Origin of the sequence: Mesorhizobium sp. Cs1321R2N1 (genome assembly GCF_037179725.1) — a bacterium.
GTDB lineage: Bacteria > Pseudomonadota > Alphaproteobacteria > Rhizobiales > Rhizobiaceae > Mesorhizobium > Mesorhizobium salmacidum.
In genome coordinates this window covers 13,651-31,722 of the sequence record NZ_JAPYKP010000063.1, presented here as the reverse complement: position 1 = coordinate 31,722, position 18,072 = coordinate 13,651, and the positions used below count along the sequence as shown (strand labels likewise).

Below are 18,072 nucleotides of genomic sequence, written 5' to 3'. Positions count from 1 at the left end.
CCGCCGCCGCGCCCGTCACCTCCGCCCAGGCTGCCGCCATCCTGTCGAAGACCCGGCTGCAGATCGCGCCGATCGTCGGCGCTTCGGTGGAAGCCGCCACGCCGCTGACGGCGGAACTGCAGACACGCGCCAAGCAGCGCGGCATCACGCTGGCCGGCAGCCAGGACCAGACCGCCACCCATGTGCTCAAGGGTTACTTCTCGGCGATGACGGAGGGCAAGGACACCACCGTCATCTATGTCTGGGACGTCTACGACCCATCCGGCAACCGGCTGCACCGCATCAACGGCCAGATGAAGGCGCCTTCGACCGGTTCCGGCGACAGCGCCGACAGCTGGAAGTCGGTCTCGCCAGCCACCATGCAGGCGATCGCCGACCAGACCATCGACCAGTTCGCGGCCTTTCTCAGCGGCAAGGCGAGCTAGTCCAGAACCCAAAAGTGGAAAACGGTTTTGGGAAAATCCGGATGCCCGAACGAGCAGAGGGAGCAGCGGAAGTCCGCAGCTCTCTGTTGTCAGTCGGTGATGGCTAACAGTTTTCGTGAGCTTAGCCGGCGGATTCACGATCTCGGCGCTTGCAATACCGGCGCGGGCCGCTAAAAGCCCGGTTAAAAGGCGCAGGAGAGTCCGCCAGGCCTCTCCGTCCTCCACCAGGAACGGTGCATGAAACTCTTCGCGGGCAATTCCAACAGGGTGCTGGCCGAAGCGGTCGCTCGCTATCTCAACATCCCGCTGGGCAAGGCCAGTGTCAGGCGCTTCGCCGACCAGGAAATCTTCGTCGAAATCCAGGAAAATGTGCGCGGCGAGGATGTCTTCATCCTGCAGTCGACCTCGTTCCCGACCAACGATCACCTGATGGAACTGCTCATCATGATCGACGCGTTCATGCGCTCGTCGGCCAAGCGCATCACGGCGGTTATCCCCTATTTCGGCTATGCCAGGCAGGACCGCCGCGCCTCCGGCCGCACGCCGATCTCGGCCAAGCTGGTCGCCAACATGATCACCCGCGCCGGCGTCGACAGGGTTTTGACGCTGGATCTCCATGCCGGCCAGATCCAGGGCTTCTTCGACATCCCGACCGACAATCTGTTCTCGGTGCCGGTGATGGCCCGCGACGTCAAGGCGAAATACAAGCAGCTCGGCAATGTCGTGGTGGTGTCGCCCGACATAGGCGGCGTGGTGCGTGCCCGCGCGCTGGCCAAGCGCTTCGACGCGCAGCTCGCCATCGTCGACAAGCGCCGTGAGCGTCCGGGCGAATCGGAAGTCATGAACATCATCGGCGCGGTCGCCGGCAAGGATTGCCTTTTGATCGACGACATCGTCGATTCCGGCGGCACGCTGTGCAATGCCGCCGACGCGCTGCTGGCCAACGGCGCCACCAGCGTCACCGCCTACATCACCCACGGCGTGCTGTCGGGCGGCGCGGTCGCCCGCATCAGCGGCTCGAAGCTGCAGGAACTGGTGATCACCGATTCCATCCAGCCGACGCAGGGCGTGCTCGACGCCCCCAACATCCGCGTCATCTCCATCGCCGACCTGATGGGCGAAGCCATCTCGCGCACGGCGACCGAGGAATCGGTGTCGAGCCTGTTCGACTGAAAGATCAGTCACCCCTGCGGCAGGGCCGATGGCGTCGGGGCTTCCAGCCGGGCCGGGGCTCGCCGCATGCCTTCGCCGGCATCGCGCGCGCCGCGCATATAGCAGCGCGGCGAGGAACCCAGCATGCGCTTGAACATGGTGATGAAGGCCGGCACGCTGTCATAGCCGAGATCGAGCGCCACCCGGGTGATCGGCTCGCCGTCGGCGAGCCTCGGCAGCGCCGCGAACAGGCAGGCCTGCTGGCGCCATGTCGACAGCGACAGGCCGGTCTGGCGCTGGAAGGCGCGCGTGAAGGAGCGCCGGCTCATGCCGACCGTATCGGCCCATTCGTCGATCGTCGCATGCGGTGAGGGTGCGGCGACGAAACGCCGGCAGAGCGCCGCCAGTTTGGGATCCGACGGGAACGGCAGGCCGAGCGGCCGCTCCGGCAATTGCGGGATCTCATGCAGGAGAAGGTTCATGATCAGGCCGCCGCGCCCTTCAAGCTCGCCGCCTTGCGGCAGCTTCTCGGATTCGACAATCAGGCTGTGCATCAGGTCGGTGATGCCGACGACGCGCATGCCCTCCGGCAGGCCCGGAATCGCCTGCGGCATGACGTAGACCGAGCGCATCGAGACATCGCCCAGCATCTCGACCGAATGTTCGATGCCGGCCGGGATCCACATCGCATGGTCCGGCGGCACCATCCACCGGCCATGCCGCGTCGTCACCAGCACGACGCCGACCAGCGCATGCAGCAACTGGCTGCGGCTGTGGTGGTGGTGCGGCACGTGGTAGCCGTCCGGATATTCGGTCGGCAACACCACCGCCGGCCCGACCGCCTGCTCGAGCCACTGCCAGCGCAGCCCGTGCAATTGCTCGAGATCGGTGTGGCCGGCGCCGAAAATCTCCCTGGTTTTTGGCATTCGGTATGGCCCACTTGCGAAACTATTGGACCAAACCACGAAAGAAGTCGCTTGGCAACCGGACTATAAGGCTGCCTGCGGGAAGCGCCCGCCACACCGCCTGCGGGAAAAACCGCCAAAAAGACTTTGGAGCCTATCTTGACCGATACGACAGCCACCAGCGTCGCGCCGCCTGCGACCGCCAGTCACGCTTCAGCCCAGGCGACGGCCTTCACCGTCATCCTGGCGGTGAGCCTCTGCCACTCCATCAACGACATCATGCAGTCGCTGCTATCGGCCATCTATCCGCTTCTGAAAGACAATTACGGCCTCGACTTCTGGCAGATCGGCCTGTTGACCTTCACCTTCCAGGTGACGGCATCCCTGCTGCAGCCCATCATCGGCGCGGTCACCGACAAGCGGCCGATGCCCTATTCACTGCCCTGGGGCATGGCGTCCTCGCTGATCGGCCTGGTCGTGCTGGCCTATGCCGGGCACTACTACCTCCTCCTGATCGGCGCCTCGCTGATCGGCATCGGCTCGGCGATCTTCCATCCGGAGTCCTCGCGCATCGCCCGTTTCGCATCCGGCGGCCGGTTTGGCCTGGCGCAGTCGCTGTTCCAGGTCGGCGGCAATTTCGGCCAGTCCATGGGCCCATTGCTGGCCGCCTTCATCGTCGTGCCCTTCGGCCAGACCAGCATCGCATGGTTCGCCGTCGGCTCGCTGATCGGCATCGTCATCCTGTGGCAGGTCGGCGGCTGGTACAGCCGCCTGCGCGCCGCGCAAGGCAATCGCAAGACGGCAAGCTACGTCTCGCCCTTCCCGCGCCGCAAGGTGATGTGGGCCTTGGCGGTGCTGACCTTGCTGGTGCTGACCAAGAACGCCTACATCGCCAGCCTGGCCAGCTACTACACCTTCTATTCCATCCATAAGTTCGGCGTTTCGGTGCAGATGTCGCAGGTCATGCTGTTCCTCTTCCTCGGCTCGTCGGCGCTGGGCATCCTGCTCGGCGGTCCGTTCGGCGACCGCTATGGACAAAAGGCGATGATCTGGTTCTCGATCGTCGGCGTCCTGCCCTTCACGCTGGCGCTCCCCTACGCCAACATGGAATGGACGATGGTGCTGACCGTGCTGATCGGCCTGATCCTGTCGTCGGCTTTCTCCAACATCGTCGTCTTCGCGCAGGAACTGGTGCCGGGCCGCGTCGGCATGATCGCCGGCATCTTCTTCGGCTTCGCCTTCGGCGTCGGCGGCATCGCGGCCGCCGTGCTTGGCGTCGTCGCCGACATGAAGGGCATCGATTTCGTCTTCCAGATCTGCTCCTACCTGCCGTTCCTGGGACTGCTGACGGTGTTCCTGCCCAACATGAAGGAAGCCCGCAAGGCGCAGGCAGCCGCATAAATCATCCGAGCTGTATCCAGGCAAAGGCACCCGCCATATGGCGGGTGCCTTTGCCATTCAGGCGGGAAGGATTCAGGCCTTGAAGAAGGCCAGCAGGTCGGCGTTGATGATTTCGGCGTGGGTCGTGGCCATGCCGTGCGGAAAGCCCTTGTAGACCTTGAGCTCGCCCTTCTTGAGCAGCTTGATGGCCAACAGCGCCGAGTCGGCAATGGGGACGATCTGGTCGTCGTCGCCATGCATGACCAGCACCGGCACGTCGATCTTGTTCAGGTCTTCGGTGAAGTCGGTCTCCGAGAAAGCCTTGATGCAGTCATAGTGCGCCTTGGTGCCACCCATCATGCCCTGGCGGTACCAGTTGTCGATCACACCCTGCGAAACCTGCGCATCCGGGCGATTGAAGCCGTAGAACGGGCCGGCGGGAACATCCATGTAAAGCTGCGCGCGGTTGGCGGCGACGCCGGAACGGAAGCCGTCGAAGACCTCGATGGGCAGGCCGCCGGGATTGGCTGGGGTCTTGAGCATGATCGGCGGCACCGCGCCGAGCAACGCTGCCTTGGCAACACGGCCGCCCGCACCATACCGGGCGACATAGCGCGCCACCTCGCCGCCGCCGGTCGAATGGCCGACATGGATGGCATCCCTGAGGTCGAGATGCGCGACAAGTTCAGCCACATCGGCGGCATAGGTGTCCATCTCGTTGCCGATATCCGTCTGCGTCGACCGGCCGTGGCCGCGGCGGTCATGGGCGATGACGCGGTAGCCTTGTGACAGGAAGAACAGCATCTGGGCATCCCAGTCGTCGCTGCTCAACGGCCAGCCGTGATGGAAGACGATGGGCTGGCCGGTTCCCCAGTCCTTGTAATAGATCTGCGTGCCGTCCTTGGTGGTGATCGTGCCGCTGCCTGAGCCTGATTTGGTCTGCGAGGTCATCTCAATCTCCGTTTTGATTAGTATCGCGATAAACAATATCGCGATATAGATAACGTTAGCGCAGCTCGATCCCCGTGTCTACAAAAAATATGTATCGCGATATCATTTTTCGTAGTACATATTTTAGGCGTTTAATCGGCAAAGGAATGCGTCGTGCCTCTCCCATTGGACAATCAGCTGTGCTTCACGCTCTACGCCACCAGCATGGCGATCAATCGCACCTACAAGCCGATGCTGGACGGGATGGGCATCACCTATCCGCAATATCTCGTGCTCAACGCGCTAGGCGAGGCCGACGGCATGTCGGTCGGCACGATCGCGCACAGGCTCGCTCTGGAATCGAGCACGGTCACGCCGCTGGTCAAGCGCATGGAACAATCCGGCCTGGTGACCCGCCAGCGCAGCCAGACCGACGAGCGCCAGGTACAGGTCGACCTGACATCAGCCGGCCGCAAGCTGCTCGTCCAGTGCAATTGCCTGAACGAGACCCTGGTTGAGCGCTCGGGCATGACGCTGGCCGAGCTCGACGCCCTGAACCGGCAGGTCCAGGCACTGCGCGATGCCTTGAGCGGCGACCGTTAACGACGGCCTTTCCCACCTCCGCTTGCACGCCTGCCCGCCTTCCGCTATAGAGCCGCCACCCGCGTAGACACCCTTGGAGGCAACGCGGCGGAAGGCTGCCTTCCCCTTGTGATCCCGAACAAAGATCCGCTCGCTGCGGTTTCCGGCATTCGGGTATCGAGGTCTGGCGGCTTTCGACGTTTACGGCCTGGCACATCGCCAACCGTAGGCGCTCCATAACACGCGAAAGGAAAAGCCATGAGCCACGATACTTACGAGCTCAAGGCCGAAGCGCGCGAACAGGTCGGTAAGGGGTCCGCCCGTGCAGTTCGCCGCAACGGTAAAGTGCCTGCAGTAATCTATGGTGACAGACAGCCTCCCCTGGCGATCGCGCTCACCTACAAGGACATCTACTACAAGATCCATGGCGGCGGGTTCCTGACCACGGTCGCCACGATCGATGTCGACGGCAAGAAGATCCAGGTCCTGCCGAAGGACTTCCAGCTCGACCCGGTCAAGGATTTCCCTGTCCATGTCGACTTCCTGCGCATCGGCAAGGACACCGAAGTCAACGTCGACGTTCCCGTGCACTTCATCAATGAAGACAAGTCGCCCGGCATCAAGCGCGGCGGCGTGCTCAACATCGTGCGTCACGAAGTCGAGTTCCACTGCCCTGCCAATGCGATCCCGGAATTCATCACCGTCGATCTCACCGGTGCCGACATCGGCGATTCGATCCACATCTCGGCGGTCAAGCTGCCGGCCGGCGTCAAGCCGGTCATCTCCGACCGCGACTTCACCATCGCGACCGTTGCCGGTTCGTCGGCGATGAAGCCGGAGACGGAAGAGACGGTCGAGGTTGCGGCTCCCGAAGCGGCTCCCGCCGCCGAAGAGAAGTAACTCTTTTCACGCCCGGAGGCGACGATGCTTGTCTTTGCAGGCCTCGGCAATCCGGGCGCGAAATACGCTGAAAACCGGCACAATGTCGGCTTCATGGCGGCGGACGCTATCGCCCGCCGCCATTCCTTTTCGCCCTGGTCGAAGAAGTTCCAGGGCCTGATTTCCGAAGGCACGCTCGGCGGCGAAAAGATCATCCTGATCAAGCCGCAGACCTTCATGAACCTGTCCGGCCAGTCCGTCGGCGAAGCGCTGCGCTTCTACAAGCTCGACCTTTCCGCCCTCACCGTCTTCTATGACGAGATCGATCTTGCCGAAGGCAAGCTGCGTATCAAGACCGGCGGCGGCGCCGGCGGCCACAACGGCATCCGCTCGATCGACGGCCATGTCGGCAACGCCTATCGGCGCGTGCGCATCGGCGTCGGCCATCCCGGCGTCAAGGAAATGGTCCAGCATCATGTGCTCGGCGACTTCGCCAAGGCCGACCGCGACTGGCTCGACCCGCTGCTCGACGCGATCGCCGACAATGCGGCGATGATCGTCAAGGGCGACGAGTCCGGCTTCATGAACAAGGCCGCCCTTGCCGTCCAGGGTAAGGCGGGCGTCGAACCGGAAAAGCCGGCGCAGAAGCAGCCGAGCCCGAAACAGCAAAGCCCGAAACAGCAAAGCCATGTCCGCCAGGCCCGCCCCCAGCAGGCGCCCGCCAAACTGCCCGAGACCGGCCCGATGGCCGCCATGCTGAAGAAACTCTTCGGCAACAAGGACTGAAGCGCAGGCGCATGTGGCCTTACAGGGCTTGACGTTCCTAACCCCTATCGCCCATAGCCCTCATCAAATTTCGCTTTTTCCCGATAGGACCGGACAAAATGGGTTTCAAATGCGGCATCGTTGGCTTGCCCAATGTCGGCAAGTCGACGCTTTTCAACGCGCTGACGAGGACGGCCGCCGCGCAGGCCGCCAACTATCCCTTCTGCACCATAGAACCGAACACCGGCGAGGTGGCGGTGCCTGATCCGCGCCTGCAGAAGATCGCCGAGGTCGCCAAGTCGAAGGAGATCATCCCGACGCGCATCTCCTTCGTCGACATTGCCGGCCTGGTGCGCGGCGCCTCCAAGGGCGAAGGGCTGGGCAACCAGTTCCTCGCCAACATCCGCGAGGTCGATGCCATCGTGCATGTGCTGCGCTGCTTCGAGGATGACGACATCACTCATGTCGAGGGCCGCATCGACCCTGTCGCCGACGCCGAGACGGTCGAGACCGAGCTGATGCTCGCCGACCTCGACAGCATTGAGCGCCGCATCGTCCAGATCCGCAAGCGCGCGGGCAGCAAGGACAAGGAAGCGACGACCGTATTGCCGATGATGGAGGCGGCACTCGAGCTGCTGCAGGCCGGCAAGCCGACCCGCATCCTGCTCAAGGGGATTTCGGCGGAGGACCTGCGCATCCTGCAGGGCCTGAACCTCTTGACCTCGCATCCCGTGCTCTATGTCTGCAACGTCGCCGAGGTCGATGCCGCGACCGGCAACGAGCACACCAGGGCCGTGGAGAAGATGGCCACCGCGCAGGGCGCCGGCACCGTGGTGATCTCGGCCGCGATCGAGGCCGAAGTCGCCCAGCTCTCGGATGAGGAAGAGATGGAGTTCCTGTCCTCGCTCGGGCTCGACGAGCCTGGCCTGAACAAGGTCATCCGCGCCGGCTACGATCTGTTGCATTTGATCACCTATTTCACCGCCGGGCCGAAGGAAACGCGCGCCTGGACCATCCACAAGGGCGACAAGGCCCCACAGGCCGCCGGCGTCATCCACACCGACTTCGAACGCGGCTTCATCCGCGCCCAGACCATCGCCTACAACGACTTCGTCACGCTGGGCGGCGAAGTGGCGGCCAAGGAAGCCGGCAAGGCACGCGATGAAGGCAAGGAATACGTCGTCCAGGACGGCGACGTCATGATGTTCAAGTTCAACACGTGAGGAGGTCGCCATAGAGCGACCCGCCCCTCGGTTGGACAGCACCATCCCTGCGGCATCGTGGTCGCGGGCTGGGCTGGCTCAGCAGAAAAGGGCTTGACCAAACCGCCCGCGGCCTGCATCCGGGTTTTCCGATCCAAAGGGATCGCGCATTCTACAACCGGATTTGCAGACCATGACCGGAAAGACATGGGCGTATGAGGACTTCGTCGAAGGGGCCAAGTTCGACCTCGGCACCAAACAGGTGAGCGCGGCCGAGATCGTCGAGTTCGCCAGCGAGTTCGACGCCCAGCCGATGCATCTCGACGAGGAGGCCGGCAAGGCCAGCATCCTCGGTGGCCTCTCGGCTTCGGGTTGGCACACCTGCGCCATGTTCATGCGCATGCTGTGCGATGCCTTCTTGCTTGACTCCACCTGCCAGGGCGCGCCCGGCGTCGATCAGGTCAAATGGAAGAAGCCGGTGCTCGCCGGCGATACGCTGCGGGGCAACCTCGTGGTTCTGGCCAGGCGCCTGTCGAAGTCGAAGCCGCAACTCGGCTTCGTGACCATGCGCAGCGAACTCGTCAACCAGCGCGGCGAAAGCGTCTTCGAGCTGGAGAACTCCGTCATGTTCCTGACGCGCGATGCCGCGGGGAATGCGTCATGACGCTGGATGAATTCTTCCGCATCGGCACGACCGTCACACTCGGTTCGCACACATTCGAACCCGAGGCGATCAAGGCGTTCGCCCGCAAATACGACCCCCAGATTTTTCATATCGACGAGGAGGCGGCGAGAAAGAGCGTGCTCGGCGGGCTCTGCGCCTCCGGCTGGCACACCGCGGCCACCTGGATGAAGCTGAACCTGGAGACCCGCCTGGACACCGAAGGCTGGGACGGCCCGGTGCCCGAATTCGGCCCCTCGCCCGGATTCAAGAACCTGAAATGGCTGAAGCCCGTCTACGCCGGGCAAACCATCACCTTCACGCGCACGGCGCTTTCCCACCGCCCCATCGCGTCCCGCGCCGGCTGGCGGTTGCTGGCGCTGCTCTGCGAGGCCTCCGATTCGACCGGCGGCAAGGTGCTGGAATTCGAAAGCGCGGTACTGGTGAGGGTTGGGTGAGGCGTCTCTTCCTTCTCCCCTTGTGGGAGAAGGAAGAAATGCTCAATGGCCCTCGAAGCCGATCAGCGTCCTCACCGGCACGCCGAGCGCTTCGAGCTTCGCGCGCCCGCCCAGATCCGGCAGGTCGATGACAAAGCAAGCCGCGAGAATATCCGCCCCGATCTGGCGCAGCAGCTTGACCGCCGCTTCCGCCGTGCCGCCGGTGGCGATCAGATCGTCGACCAGGATCACCTTCTCGCCGGGCGCGACGCCGTCCTTGTGCATTTCCATCTCGTCCAGCCCGTATTCCAGGCTGTAGGCGACGCGCACGGTCTCATAAGGCAGCTTGCCCTTCTTGCGGATCGGTACGAAGCCGGCCGAGAGCTGGTGGGCGACGGCGCCGCCCAGGATAAAGCCGCGCGCTTCGATGCCGGCGATCTTGTCGATCTTCTGCCCGGCATAGGGATGCACCAGCTCGTCGATGGCGCGGCGGAAAGCGCGTGCGTTGCCGAGCAGCGTGGTGATGTCGCGAAACAGGATGCCGGGCCTGGGATAGTCCGGGATGGTGCGGATCGACGCCAGCAGCGTGTCTTCGAGCGAGGATTTCATGAAGCGGCTCCGGATGATCCAGCTGACAGAAGCGAAACAGCGCGGGGCCGATCGTAACCCGGCGCGACCGACAACGGCTAGCGCGATGTGACGGTCGAGACAAGCGCATCCGGCAAAGGATTTGGCAGCAATGCCAGGCAATTTCCTTGCCGTGGGCGCAGGCCGTGGCCGACACGAAAAGGGGCGCCCGAAGGCGCCCCGCTCGAACAGATGGCTATCGGGCAAACCCTACATGCCGAGATCGGAACGAAGCTCCGCCCTGGCCACGTCGTACTCGGCCTTGAAGTCATCGCGGTTGAGCAGGACCGCGGCGATGACGCTGCCGGAAATCTTGCCCATCTCGACGTCGGACGGATAGTGGATGCCGCCGACGATGCGGTTATGGGCGAACTCGGCCGCGCGCGCCATGATCTGGGCACGCCTTTCCGGAACCATGTCAGACAGGATGATGCCCATCATCGTGCCGACGGTCGCATGGCCCGACGGCCAGGAACCGGAGCTCGACAGCTTCACCACCGGCTTCACGAGGTCGCTGAGCTGGTGCGGACGCGGGCGCTTCCAGACGTCCTTCGCCGGATCGACGACGGCGCCTTCGGTCTCCACCACGCGATCGAAGAAGGCGCTGAATTTCGGCAGCTTGTCCTTGTTGAAATTCGGTCCCATGACGTCGGCGAAACGCCAGACGTTTTCCTCGGCATCGGCGATGGCGCGGGCTTCCATTTCAGGTGTGCGCGTGACTTGCATGGTCAGCACCTCGCCAAGCTCGGCCTTGGTCTCGGCCGAATCATTTGCTGGCGGCGGCGGCAGGATCATCGTCAGGTCGACGTCCTTGTTGGTGATGAAGGGCTTTGCGTCTTCGGCGCGGGCCGTGGAACCAACGACGAGCAGCAGCAGGCCTGCCGCTAGCGATGCGTATCTTTTCATGGGCGTGATCCTTTGATGAGAGCGCCGCAGGATCGCGATGTGTGGTGACGGCTATGTGACACCGCCGAGACGTGGCGGCGCAATCCACCCCAAAAGCAGAAAAGGGCGCCTCGCGGCGCCCTTTTCTTGAATTTCAGACTGCGGCATCGCTCAATGCGCGACGGCTTCCCACACCTTGCGCTTGGTCATGTAGACCAGGGCGCCGAACAGAAGCAGGAACACCAGCACGCGGAAGCCCATCTTCTTGCGGTCTTCCATGTGCGGCTCGGCCGCCCATGTCAGGAAGGCAGCCACGTCGCGGGAATACTGGTCGATGGTCTGCGGCGAACCGTCGTCATAGGTCACCTGGCCGTCGGAGAGCGGCTTGGGCATCTTCAGCGACACGCCCGACATGAAATACGGGTTGTAGTGCGTGCCTTCCGGGATGACAATTCCGGCCGGGGGCGTCTGGTCATAGCCGGTCAGCAGCGAATGGATGTAGTCGGGACCACCGGCATCATACTGGGTGAAGATGTCGAAGACGAACTGCGGGAAGCCGCGCTCGACGCCGCGCGCCTTTGCCAGCAGCGACATATCCGGCGGCGCCGCGCCGCCATTGGAGGCAGCGGCGGCTTCCTCATTGGCGAACGGCGCCGGGAAATGATCGGACGGCTTGCCGGGACGGTCGAACATGTCGCCGGCATCGTTGGGGCCGTCGTGGACGGTGTATTCGGCTGACAGCGTCTTGATCTGCGCGTCGCTATAGCCGAGGTCCGACAGCGTGCGGAACGCCACCAGGTTCATCGAATGGCAGGCCGAGCAAACTTCCTTGTAGACCTTCAGGCCGCGCTGCAGCTGCGCCTTGTCATAGGTGCCGAACGGGCCGGTGAAGCTCCAGCTCATTTCCTTCGGCTCGTTGATCGGGAAATGCGTCGGTGCCGCCGCGTTATGGGCCTCTTCGGCCGCGAATGCCCAAGTGCCTGCAACTCCGGTGCCGGCGGCCACAAGGCCGATCAGCGCCAGCGAGGTGAGAATCTTCTTCATGCCAAATCCCCTTAGATTCTCTACCGCTCAGCCCTTGGTCTCAGGTGCTGCGGTGGCGCCCACCGGATGTCCGCTGCCACCCTTGTTCTTCTCCAGCACCGCCTCGGTGATCGAGTTCGGCAGCCTGCGCGGTGTCTCGATCAGGCCAAGAACCGGCAGGATGATGAGGAAGAAGGCGAAGTAGAACAGCGTCGCCATCTGCGCCATGAACACATAGCTGCCTTCCGCCGGCTGCGAGCCCAGCCAGCCCAGCAGGATGGCATCGGCCACGAACAGCCAGAAGAACAGCTTGTACCAGGGCCGGTAGACCGCCGAGCGCACCTTGGAAGTATCGAGCCACGGCACCAGGAACAGCATGACGATGGCACCGAACATGCACAGCACGCCGCCGAGCTTGGAATTGATCGGCCCGACATTGAAGGTGATGGCGCGCAGGATCGCGTAGAACGGCAGGAAGTACCATTCCGGGACGATATGGGCCGGGGTCTTCAGCGGGTTGGCGACCGTGTAGTTGTCCGGATGGCCGAGATAGTTCGGCAGGTAGAAGACGAAATAGGCGAAGATGAACAGGAACACGATCATGCCGAACGCGTCCTTGATGGTCGCGTAGGGGGTGAAGGCGACGGTGTCGGTCTTCGACTTGACCTCGATGCCGGTCGGGTTCGACTGGCCGACGACATGCAGCGCCCAGACATGCAGCACCACGACGCCGGCGATCATGAACGGCAGCAAGTAATGCAGCGCGAAGAAGCGGTTCAGCGTCGGATTGTCGACGGCGAAGCCGCCGAGCAGCAGCTGCTGGATCCAGTCGCCGACCAGCGGAATGGCGCTGAAGAAACCGGTGATGACGGTGGCGCCCCAGAAGCTCATCTGCCCCCATGGCAGCACATAGCCCATGAAGCCGGTCGCCATCATCAGGAGGTAGATGATGCAGCCGAGGATCCACAGAAGCTCGCGCGGCGCCTTGTAGGAGCCGTAATAAAGACCGCGGAAGATGTGCAGGTAGACGGCGATGAAGAAGAACGAGGCGCCGTTGGCATGCATATAGCGCAACAGCCATCCCGAATTCACGTCGCGCATGATCTTCTCGACCGAACCGAAGGCGAGATTGGTGTCGGCCGTATAGTGCATGGCCAGCACGATGCCGGTCAGGATCTGCGCCACCAGCATGATCGCCAGGATGCCGCCGAAGGTCCACATATAGTTCAGGTTGCGCGGCACCGGATAGGCGATGAAGCTGTCATAGACCATCCTGGGCAGCGGCATGCGGGCGTCGAACCAGCGTTCGATACCGGTCTTCGGCGTATAGGTCGAGTGTCCCTCGCTCATCGAAATATCCCCTGCCTCAACCGATAAGGAGTTTGGTGTCGGAAACGAACTTGAATACCGGAATCGCCATATTCTCCGGCGCCGGGCCTTTGCGGATGCGGCCGGCAGTGTCGTATTGCGAGCCATGGCACGGGCAGAACCAGCCGCCGAAATCGCCTTCCTGGCCGAGCGGAATGCAGCCCAGATGGGTGCAGACCTGAACCATCACCATCCAGGCTTCCTTGCCGGGCGTGGTGCGGTTGGCGTCGGTCGCCGGCGCATCGGACGGCAAATTGGCGTTGCGCGCGATCGGATCCTTGAGATCGGAGAGGCTGACGGCCTCGCCATCCTTCATTTCCTTCTCGGTGCGGTTGCGCACCACGACCGGCTTGCCGCGCCACTTGACGATCAGCGAGCTGCCAGGCGTCAGCGAAGAGACATCGACCTCGACCGAAGCGAGCGCCAGCGTCGAGGCGTCGGGGCGCATCTGGTCGATGAACGGCCAGGCGACCGCACCGGCGCCAACCACGGCGGCCATGCCGGTGGCGACGTAGAGAAAATCTCGACGGTTGGGATCGTGGATGTCGGTTGCGCTCACGGGTGCCTGATCCTTTCGCCTCTTCCGCGCCGGTGGCCGAGCCTTGTCCCCGCTCAATCACGCCAACCCGACAGCGCATGGCGAACAGGCTAGCGAATTCCTCCGGCATTTGGACTTCGGTTTATGCGTGAAGCCCGTTTTTGTCCAGACGGGTGAAGGCACAAGGGCAGATTGTCGCGGGGACGAAATACCCTGTCGCCGGGCGGGACGGCCAGGCGCCGCGAAAGGCGGCTAAACAACCGGGAAACAACCGCAAATCCGATGCCTGGCTTCGCCTCGACACGGAGCATCGGCGTGATCTATCCTTGGCCGCATGGCGCATGTCATCGATCGCGAGGAATGGGCTGTTCGTTCCAACCACTGGAAGGGCGAACTGCAATGCGGCGCCTACGGCTCGAACTCCTGCCTGATCTTCAACTACCTGCCCGACGTCGGCGGCGGCCCGCGGCTGCACGCTCATCCTTATGCGGAGATCTTCATCATCCGCCAGGGTACCGCCTTGTTCACGGTCGGCGACCAGGAAATCGAGGCCACCGCCGGTCAGATCGTCATCGTGCCGCCGCACACGCCGCACAAATTCACCAATCTCGGCCCGGGTCCGCTGGAAACGACCGACATCCACGAGAACGGCAGCTTCATAACCGAATGGCTGGAGTAATTCCTGCATAACCCTGGCGGCTTCCCGGTCGGCGCCTAGATCTACGGCATGGGAGCCAACCGGAAAGCCGCCAGGGCCAGGACATGCCAACCTCGACCATCGAAATCGAAGGCCTGAGCATTGCCCTGCGCGAGGCAGGCCCTGCCGGAGCACCGGCTTTCCTCCTGTTGCACGGATGGCCGCAAAGCTCCTACGCCTTCGAGCGGGTGATCGGCCGGTTGGCGGCCGACTACCGGGTCGTCGCCCCTGACCTGCCCTGCATCGGCGGCTCGCAAGGCCTGCCCGGGGCTGGCGACAAGAGAACCCTGGCGAGACTGATGAGAGGCGTCGCAGAGACTTGCGGACTACGCCAACTCGTGGCCGCCGGCCATGATGTCGGCGGCCAGATCGTGTTTGCCTTGTTGAGAGACCATCCGGACATCCTTTCCGGCGCGGCGATCATGGATGTCGTCATTCCAGGCGTCGCGCCGTGGGAGAAGGTCATTCGCGATCCGCGGATCTGGCACTTCGCGTTCCATGCCGTCCCGGCCTTGCCGGAAACGCTGGTCAGCGGCCATCAGAGCGCCTATTTCGACTTCTTCTTCAATGTGCTTTCGAAGGATCGAGCCTCGATTCCTGACGAGGCCAGGGAAATCTACGCCAAGGCCTATTCTCGGCCGGAAAGCCTCCAGGCGGGGTTCGACTGGTATCGTGCCTTTCCGGAGGATGCCAAGGTCAATGCCGCGCGGCCCGCGAAACCGATTGCGGTTCCGGTTCTGTATCTGAGGAGTGCGGCCGAGTCCGGCGCCATCGGCGACTATGTCGATGGCCTGCGCGCAGCCGGGCTCTCAAATGTCGAGGGCGACATCATAGCCGGCAGCGGACACTTCGTTGCCGATGAAAATCCCGAAGCGCTTGCCGCCCGCCTGGCGCGCTTCCACAGGGAAACCAGCGCGGCAAGCTCCAACTCTACATGGCGCCAAGCCTGACCAGCACGGCTTTCGGGATGTTGTATTCGCGGATCACGGCGTCATGCTTGCGAAAGCCGCACAGTTCGCGCTGGATGAAATAGCCATGCACCGCGGCGGCCGCCTCCTTGAGCAGACGAGGGCGCAACTCGTCGTCGCCATTGTCGCGCAGCCGGGCCAAGGTTTCTTCCACGCGCTGCCCCGCGCGACCGAGTGCCGCCGCCTTCTCGGCGAGGATTTCATGGCCAAGGGCATCGAAGGCCGCTTCGGCGGCCGGCGCGGCGGCAAGATGAGATGGCGGACGCAAGGACATTTCAGTTCCCCTTCCCGAGCATCATGCGATGGGTGACGAACTCTTCGCCTTCCACGTGCTGAAAACCAAGCCGTTCATAAAAGCCGAAGGCTTCCGGCGGCGCACGGGTGTTCAACACAGCGAAATATTGGCCGACCCGGCCGATCACGGCCTCGACCAGCATGCGGCCAAGGCCGTTGCGGCGGTGACGCGCACTGACGAACAGGTGCCGGACCCGGCCCTGGTCCCTGCCCTCGAAATAGGGATCGATGTTCAGCCCGCACACGCCGGCGAGTTCCCGGCCATGCCACATCCCGAACAGTCCCTCGCCCCGCTTCAGGAACTTGTTGCGGCCGCTTGCCCAGCCATCGCCCAGGCGCACCAGCATCCAATAGCCTTCCAGCCGGCTCTCTTCCTTCAACGCGTCGAAGGCCGCCACGGTTGGTCGCAAACGCTTGAGGACATAGCCGACCTCTGGGCCGAACTCTGGCGATCCAACCATGCGCCTACTCCGCCGGCCGCGTCTCTTCCAGCACGCTTTCCTCGTGATAGAGGAAGCCGCCGGACTGGCGCTTCCACAGCCGGGCATAGAGCCCGTCGAGCGCCACCAGTTCGTCATGCGTGCCTTGCTCGACGATGCGGCCGCCATCGAGTACCACAAGGCGATCCAGTGCCGCGATCGTCGACAGCCGGTGCGCGATGGCGATAACGGTCTTGTTCTCCATCAGCCGCGTCAGATTCTCCTGGATCGCCGCCTCGATGTCGGAATCGAGCGCCGACGTCGCCTCGTCGAGAATCAGGATCGGCGCATCCTTGAGGAAGACGCGGGCGATCGCCACGCGCTGGCGCTGGCCGCCCGACAGTTTGACGCCGCGCTCGCCGACGAAGGCCTCGTAGCCCTGGCGATCCCTGTTGTCGCGCAAGGTCAAGATGAATTCATGGGCCTCGGCCTTCCTGGCCGCCGCGATCACCTGCGCGTCGGTCGCATCGGGCATGCCGAGCTTGATGTTGTCGCGCAGCGACCGATGGAACAGAGCGGTGTCCTGGCTGACGACGCCGATATTGGCGCGCAGCGAATTCTGCGTCACACCGGAGACGTCCTGGCCGTCGATGGTGATCCGGCCGCTTTCGAGATCGTAGAGGCGCAGGATCAGGTTGGCCAGCGTCGTCTTGCCGGCGCCCGATGGCCCGACCAGCCCGACCTTCTCGCCCGGCTTGACGACAAGGTCGATGCCGTTCAGCACGCCAAACCCCTTGCCGTAGTGGAATTCGACATTCTTCACGTCGATGCGTCCGCCCGTCACCACCAGCTCTTTCGCGCCCGGTGCGTCGGTCAGGCCGAGCGGCTGCGAGATCAGCGCCTTGGAGTTCTCCAGCACGCCAAGGTTTCGCAAGATACCGTTCATCTGCATCATCAGCCGTCCGAGCAGCATGTTGAGGCGCAGCACCAGCGACAGCGTGAAGGCGACGGCGCCGACGGTGATCGAGCCCTCGACCCAGAGATAGACGGCAAAGCAGCCGATCGCCGTGATCATGATGCCCGACAGCGTCGTCAACGCCATGCGCACGCCGGTCAACCGGCGGGTGAAGGGACGCAATGCGTCGAGATAGATGTCGAAGCCGTTCCTGATGTAGCGGTCGTCTCCGTCGGCCGCGAACAGTTTCAGTGTCTGTACATTGGAATAGGAATCGACGATGCGGCCATTGATCATCGAGCCCGCCTCGGCCGTCGCTTCGGCGTGCTTGCGGATAGCCGGCAGATAGAGCTTGGCCAGAAATCCGAAGGCGGTGATCCAGATCATCACCAGCACCGCGAGCCTGAGGTCGAGCCCCGCGACCAGCGCCAGCGTCGTCACCGTATAGACGATCATGAACCAGACGACCTCGATGAAGCTTTCCATCAGGTCGCCGGTCGCCTGCCCGGCCTGCCAGACTTTCGTCGCGATCCGGCCGGCGAAATCGTTCTGGAAGAAGGCATAGGACTGGCGCGAGACGTGCCGGTGCGCCTGCCAGCGCACCAGATTGTAGAAGCCGGGCGTGATCGTCTGTTCGTCGACCAGCGCCGACAGCCCAACGACCACGGTGCGGATGACCAGCACCACCGCGACCATGAACATAAGTTCGGGGCCGGCGGCGGTCCACAGCGCGTGCCAGCTCCGCTCGCCGGGCAACTGGTCGAGAATATCGACCAGCCGTCCGACGAAATAGAACAGGCCGGCCTCGACCAGCGGCGCGATGCCGCCGATGACCAGCATGGCGAAGAAGGCGAACTTCGCCTGCCCGACATAGTGTCGGAGGAAGCCGGCGACGCTGGCCGGCGGCCGAAGATTCGCCGGCTCCCTGAACGGGTAGACCCAGGTCTCGAACCAGCGGTAGACGGCTGTCATCATGCGGC

The 18,072-nt window shown here is 63.4% G+C and carries 21 protein-coding genes; 11 read left to right on the top strand and 10 right to left on the bottom strand.

Annotated features, from left to right (window positions below):
• Both O7A61_RS17440 and O7A61_RS17435 read left to right on the top strand, forming a co-directional pair.
• Positions 1–425: hypothetical protein (locus tag O7A61_RS17440; RefSeq protein ID WP_337130859.1), on the top strand; the 425-nt coding region annotated here is incomplete at its 5' end.
• 237 nt (positions 426–662) lie between these two features.
• Positions 663–1,598, top strand: coding sequence for a ribose-phosphate pyrophosphokinase (locus O7A61_RS17435; RefSeq protein WP_019860650.1), 936 nt, complete (start codon positions 663–665; stop codon positions 1,596–1,598).
• 8 nt (positions 1,599–1,606) lie between these two features.
• Here O7A61_RS17435 and O7A61_RS17430 read toward each other — a convergent pair whose 3' ends face one another.
• Positions 1,607–2,503, bottom strand: coding sequence for an AraC family transcriptional regulator (locus O7A61_RS17430; RefSeq protein WP_337130858.1), 897 nt, complete (start codon positions 2,501–2,503; stop codon positions 1,607–1,609).
• 138 nt (positions 2,504–2,641) lie between these two features.
• Here O7A61_RS17430 and O7A61_RS17425 point away from each other — a divergent pair, with 138 nt between their 5' ends.
• The gene (locus O7A61_RS17425) at positions 2,642–3,883 is read left to right on the top strand and encodes an MFS transporter (protein WP_337130857.1); all 1,242 of its coding nucleotides are present in this window, start codon (positions 2,642–2,644) and stop codon (positions 3,881–3,883) included.
• A gap of 72 nt (positions 3,884–3,955) precedes the next feature.
• Here the strand turns inward: O7A61_RS17425 and O7A61_RS17420 are convergent, their stop codons facing one another.
• Positions 3,956–4,813: an alpha/beta fold hydrolase gene (locus tag O7A61_RS17420; RefSeq protein ID WP_337130856.1), complete on the bottom strand. Its 858-nt coding sequence runs from the start codon at positions 4,811–4,813 to the stop codon at positions 3,956–3,958.
• A 153-nt stretch (positions 4,814–4,966) separates the two neighbouring features.
• Between O7A61_RS17420 and O7A61_RS17415 the strand changes: the two genes are divergently transcribed.
• From O7A61_RS17415 to O7A61_RS17390, 6 genes are all read left to right on the top strand, one after another.
• On the top strand, positions 4,967–5,395 hold the full coding sequence (locus O7A61_RS17415) for a MarR family winged helix-turn-helix transcriptional regulator (protein ID WP_337130855.1): 429 nt from the start codon (positions 4,967–4,969) through the stop codon (positions 5,393–5,395).
• A gap of 237 nt (positions 5,396–5,632) precedes the next feature.
• A complete protein-coding gene (locus tag O7A61_RS17410; protein WP_027143359.1) occupies positions 5,633–6,274 on the top strand; it encodes a 50S ribosomal protein L25/general stress protein Ctc in 642 nt (213 codons plus the stop codon).
• Between the two features lie 24 nt (positions 6,275–6,298).
• Positions 6,299–7,039, top strand: a complete 741-nt coding sequence (gene pth / locus O7A61_RS17405; RefSeq protein ID WP_337130854.1) for an aminoacyl-tRNA hydrolase — start codon at positions 6,299–6,301, stop codon at positions 7,037–7,039.
• A gap of 98 nt (positions 7,040–7,137) precedes the next feature.
• A complete protein-coding gene (gene ychF, locus O7A61_RS17400) occupies positions 7,138–8,241 on the top strand; it encodes a redox-regulated ATPase YchF (RefSeq protein WP_140504923.1) in 1,104 nt (367 codons plus the stop codon).
• 172 nt (positions 8,242–8,413) lie between these two features.
• Complete coding sequence (locus O7A61_RS17395) at positions 8,414–8,884, top strand: MaoC family dehydratase (RefSeq protein WP_337130853.1); 471 nt, start codon at positions 8,414–8,416, stop codon at positions 8,882–8,884.
• Positions 8,881–9,339 (top strand): MaoC family dehydratase, encoded by a 459-nt coding sequence (locus O7A61_RS17390; RefSeq protein ID WP_337130852.1) that lies wholly within the window; start codon positions 8,881–8,883, stop codon positions 9,337–9,339. Before O7A61_RS17395 ends, O7A61_RS17390 begins: the two co-directional genes overlap by 4 nt.
• Positions 9,340–9,381: 42 nt before the next feature.
• Here the strand turns inward: O7A61_RS17390 and O7A61_RS17385 are convergent, their stop codons facing one another.
• The 5 genes from O7A61_RS17385 to petA form a co-directional block, all read right to left on the bottom strand.
• On the bottom strand, positions 9,382–9,927 hold the full coding sequence (locus tag O7A61_RS17385; RefSeq protein ID WP_027143364.1) for an adenine phosphoribosyltransferase: 546 nt from the start codon (positions 9,925–9,927) through the stop codon (positions 9,382–9,384).
• Between the two features lie 228 nt (positions 9,928–10,155).
• Positions 10,156–10,851, bottom strand: coding sequence for an acid phosphatase (locus O7A61_RS17380; protein ID WP_337130851.1), 696 nt, complete (start codon positions 10,849–10,851; stop codon positions 10,156–10,158).
• 150 nt (positions 10,852–11,001) lie between these two features.
• The gene (locus tag O7A61_RS17375; RefSeq protein WP_337130850.1) at positions 11,002–11,874 is read right to left on the bottom strand and encodes a cytochrome c1; all 873 of its coding nucleotides are present in this window, start codon (positions 11,872–11,874) and stop codon (positions 11,002–11,004) included.
• Positions 11,875–11,901: 27 nt separating this feature from the next.
• Positions 11,902–13,203, bottom strand: a complete 1,302-nt coding sequence (locus tag O7A61_RS17370) for a cytochrome b (RefSeq protein ID WP_337130849.1) — start codon at positions 13,201–13,203, stop codon at positions 11,902–11,904.
• 16 nt (positions 13,204–13,219) lie between these two features.
• Positions 13,220–13,780: a ubiquinol-cytochrome c reductase iron-sulfur subunit gene (gene petA / locus O7A61_RS17365; protein WP_015316073.1), complete on the bottom strand. Its 561-nt coding sequence runs from the start codon at positions 13,778–13,780 to the stop codon at positions 13,220–13,222.
• A gap of 313 nt (positions 13,781–14,093) precedes the next feature.
• Between petA and O7A61_RS17360 the strand changes: the two genes are divergently transcribed.
• Together O7A61_RS17360 and O7A61_RS17355 are read left to right on the top strand one after the other, a co-directional pair.
• On the top strand, positions 14,094–14,438 hold the full coding sequence (locus O7A61_RS17360; RefSeq protein ID WP_027143369.1) for a cupin domain-containing protein: 345 nt from the start codon (positions 14,094–14,096) through the stop codon (positions 14,436–14,438).
• Between the two features lie 83 nt (positions 14,439–14,521).
• Positions 14,522–15,406, top strand: a complete 885-nt coding sequence (locus O7A61_RS17355) for an alpha/beta fold hydrolase (protein ID WP_337130848.1) — start codon at positions 14,522–14,524, stop codon at positions 15,404–15,406.
• Here the strand turns inward: O7A61_RS17355 and O7A61_RS17350 are convergent.
• The 3 genes from O7A61_RS17350 to O7A61_RS17340 are packed head-to-tail and all read right to left on the bottom strand — an operon-like array spanning position 15,387 to position 18,067.
• Positions 15,387–15,698: a DUF6665 family protein gene (locus O7A61_RS17350; protein ID WP_337130847.1), complete on the bottom strand. Its 312-nt coding sequence runs from the start codon at positions 15,696–15,698 to the stop codon at positions 15,387–15,389. The genes O7A61_RS17355 and O7A61_RS17350 overlap by 20 nt on opposite strands.
• Before the next feature lies 1 nt (position 15,699).
• A complete protein-coding gene (locus tag O7A61_RS17345; protein WP_337130846.1) occupies positions 15,700–16,179 on the bottom strand; it encodes a GNAT family N-acetyltransferase in 480 nt (159 codons plus the stop codon).
• A gap of 4 nt (positions 16,180–16,183) precedes the next feature.
• Positions 16,184–18,067: an ABC transporter ATP-binding protein gene (locus O7A61_RS17340; RefSeq protein WP_337105845.1), complete on the bottom strand. Its 1,884-nt coding sequence runs from the start codon at positions 18,065–18,067 to the stop codon at positions 16,184–16,186.
• Between the last annotated feature and the right edge of the window lie 5 nt (positions 18,068–18,072).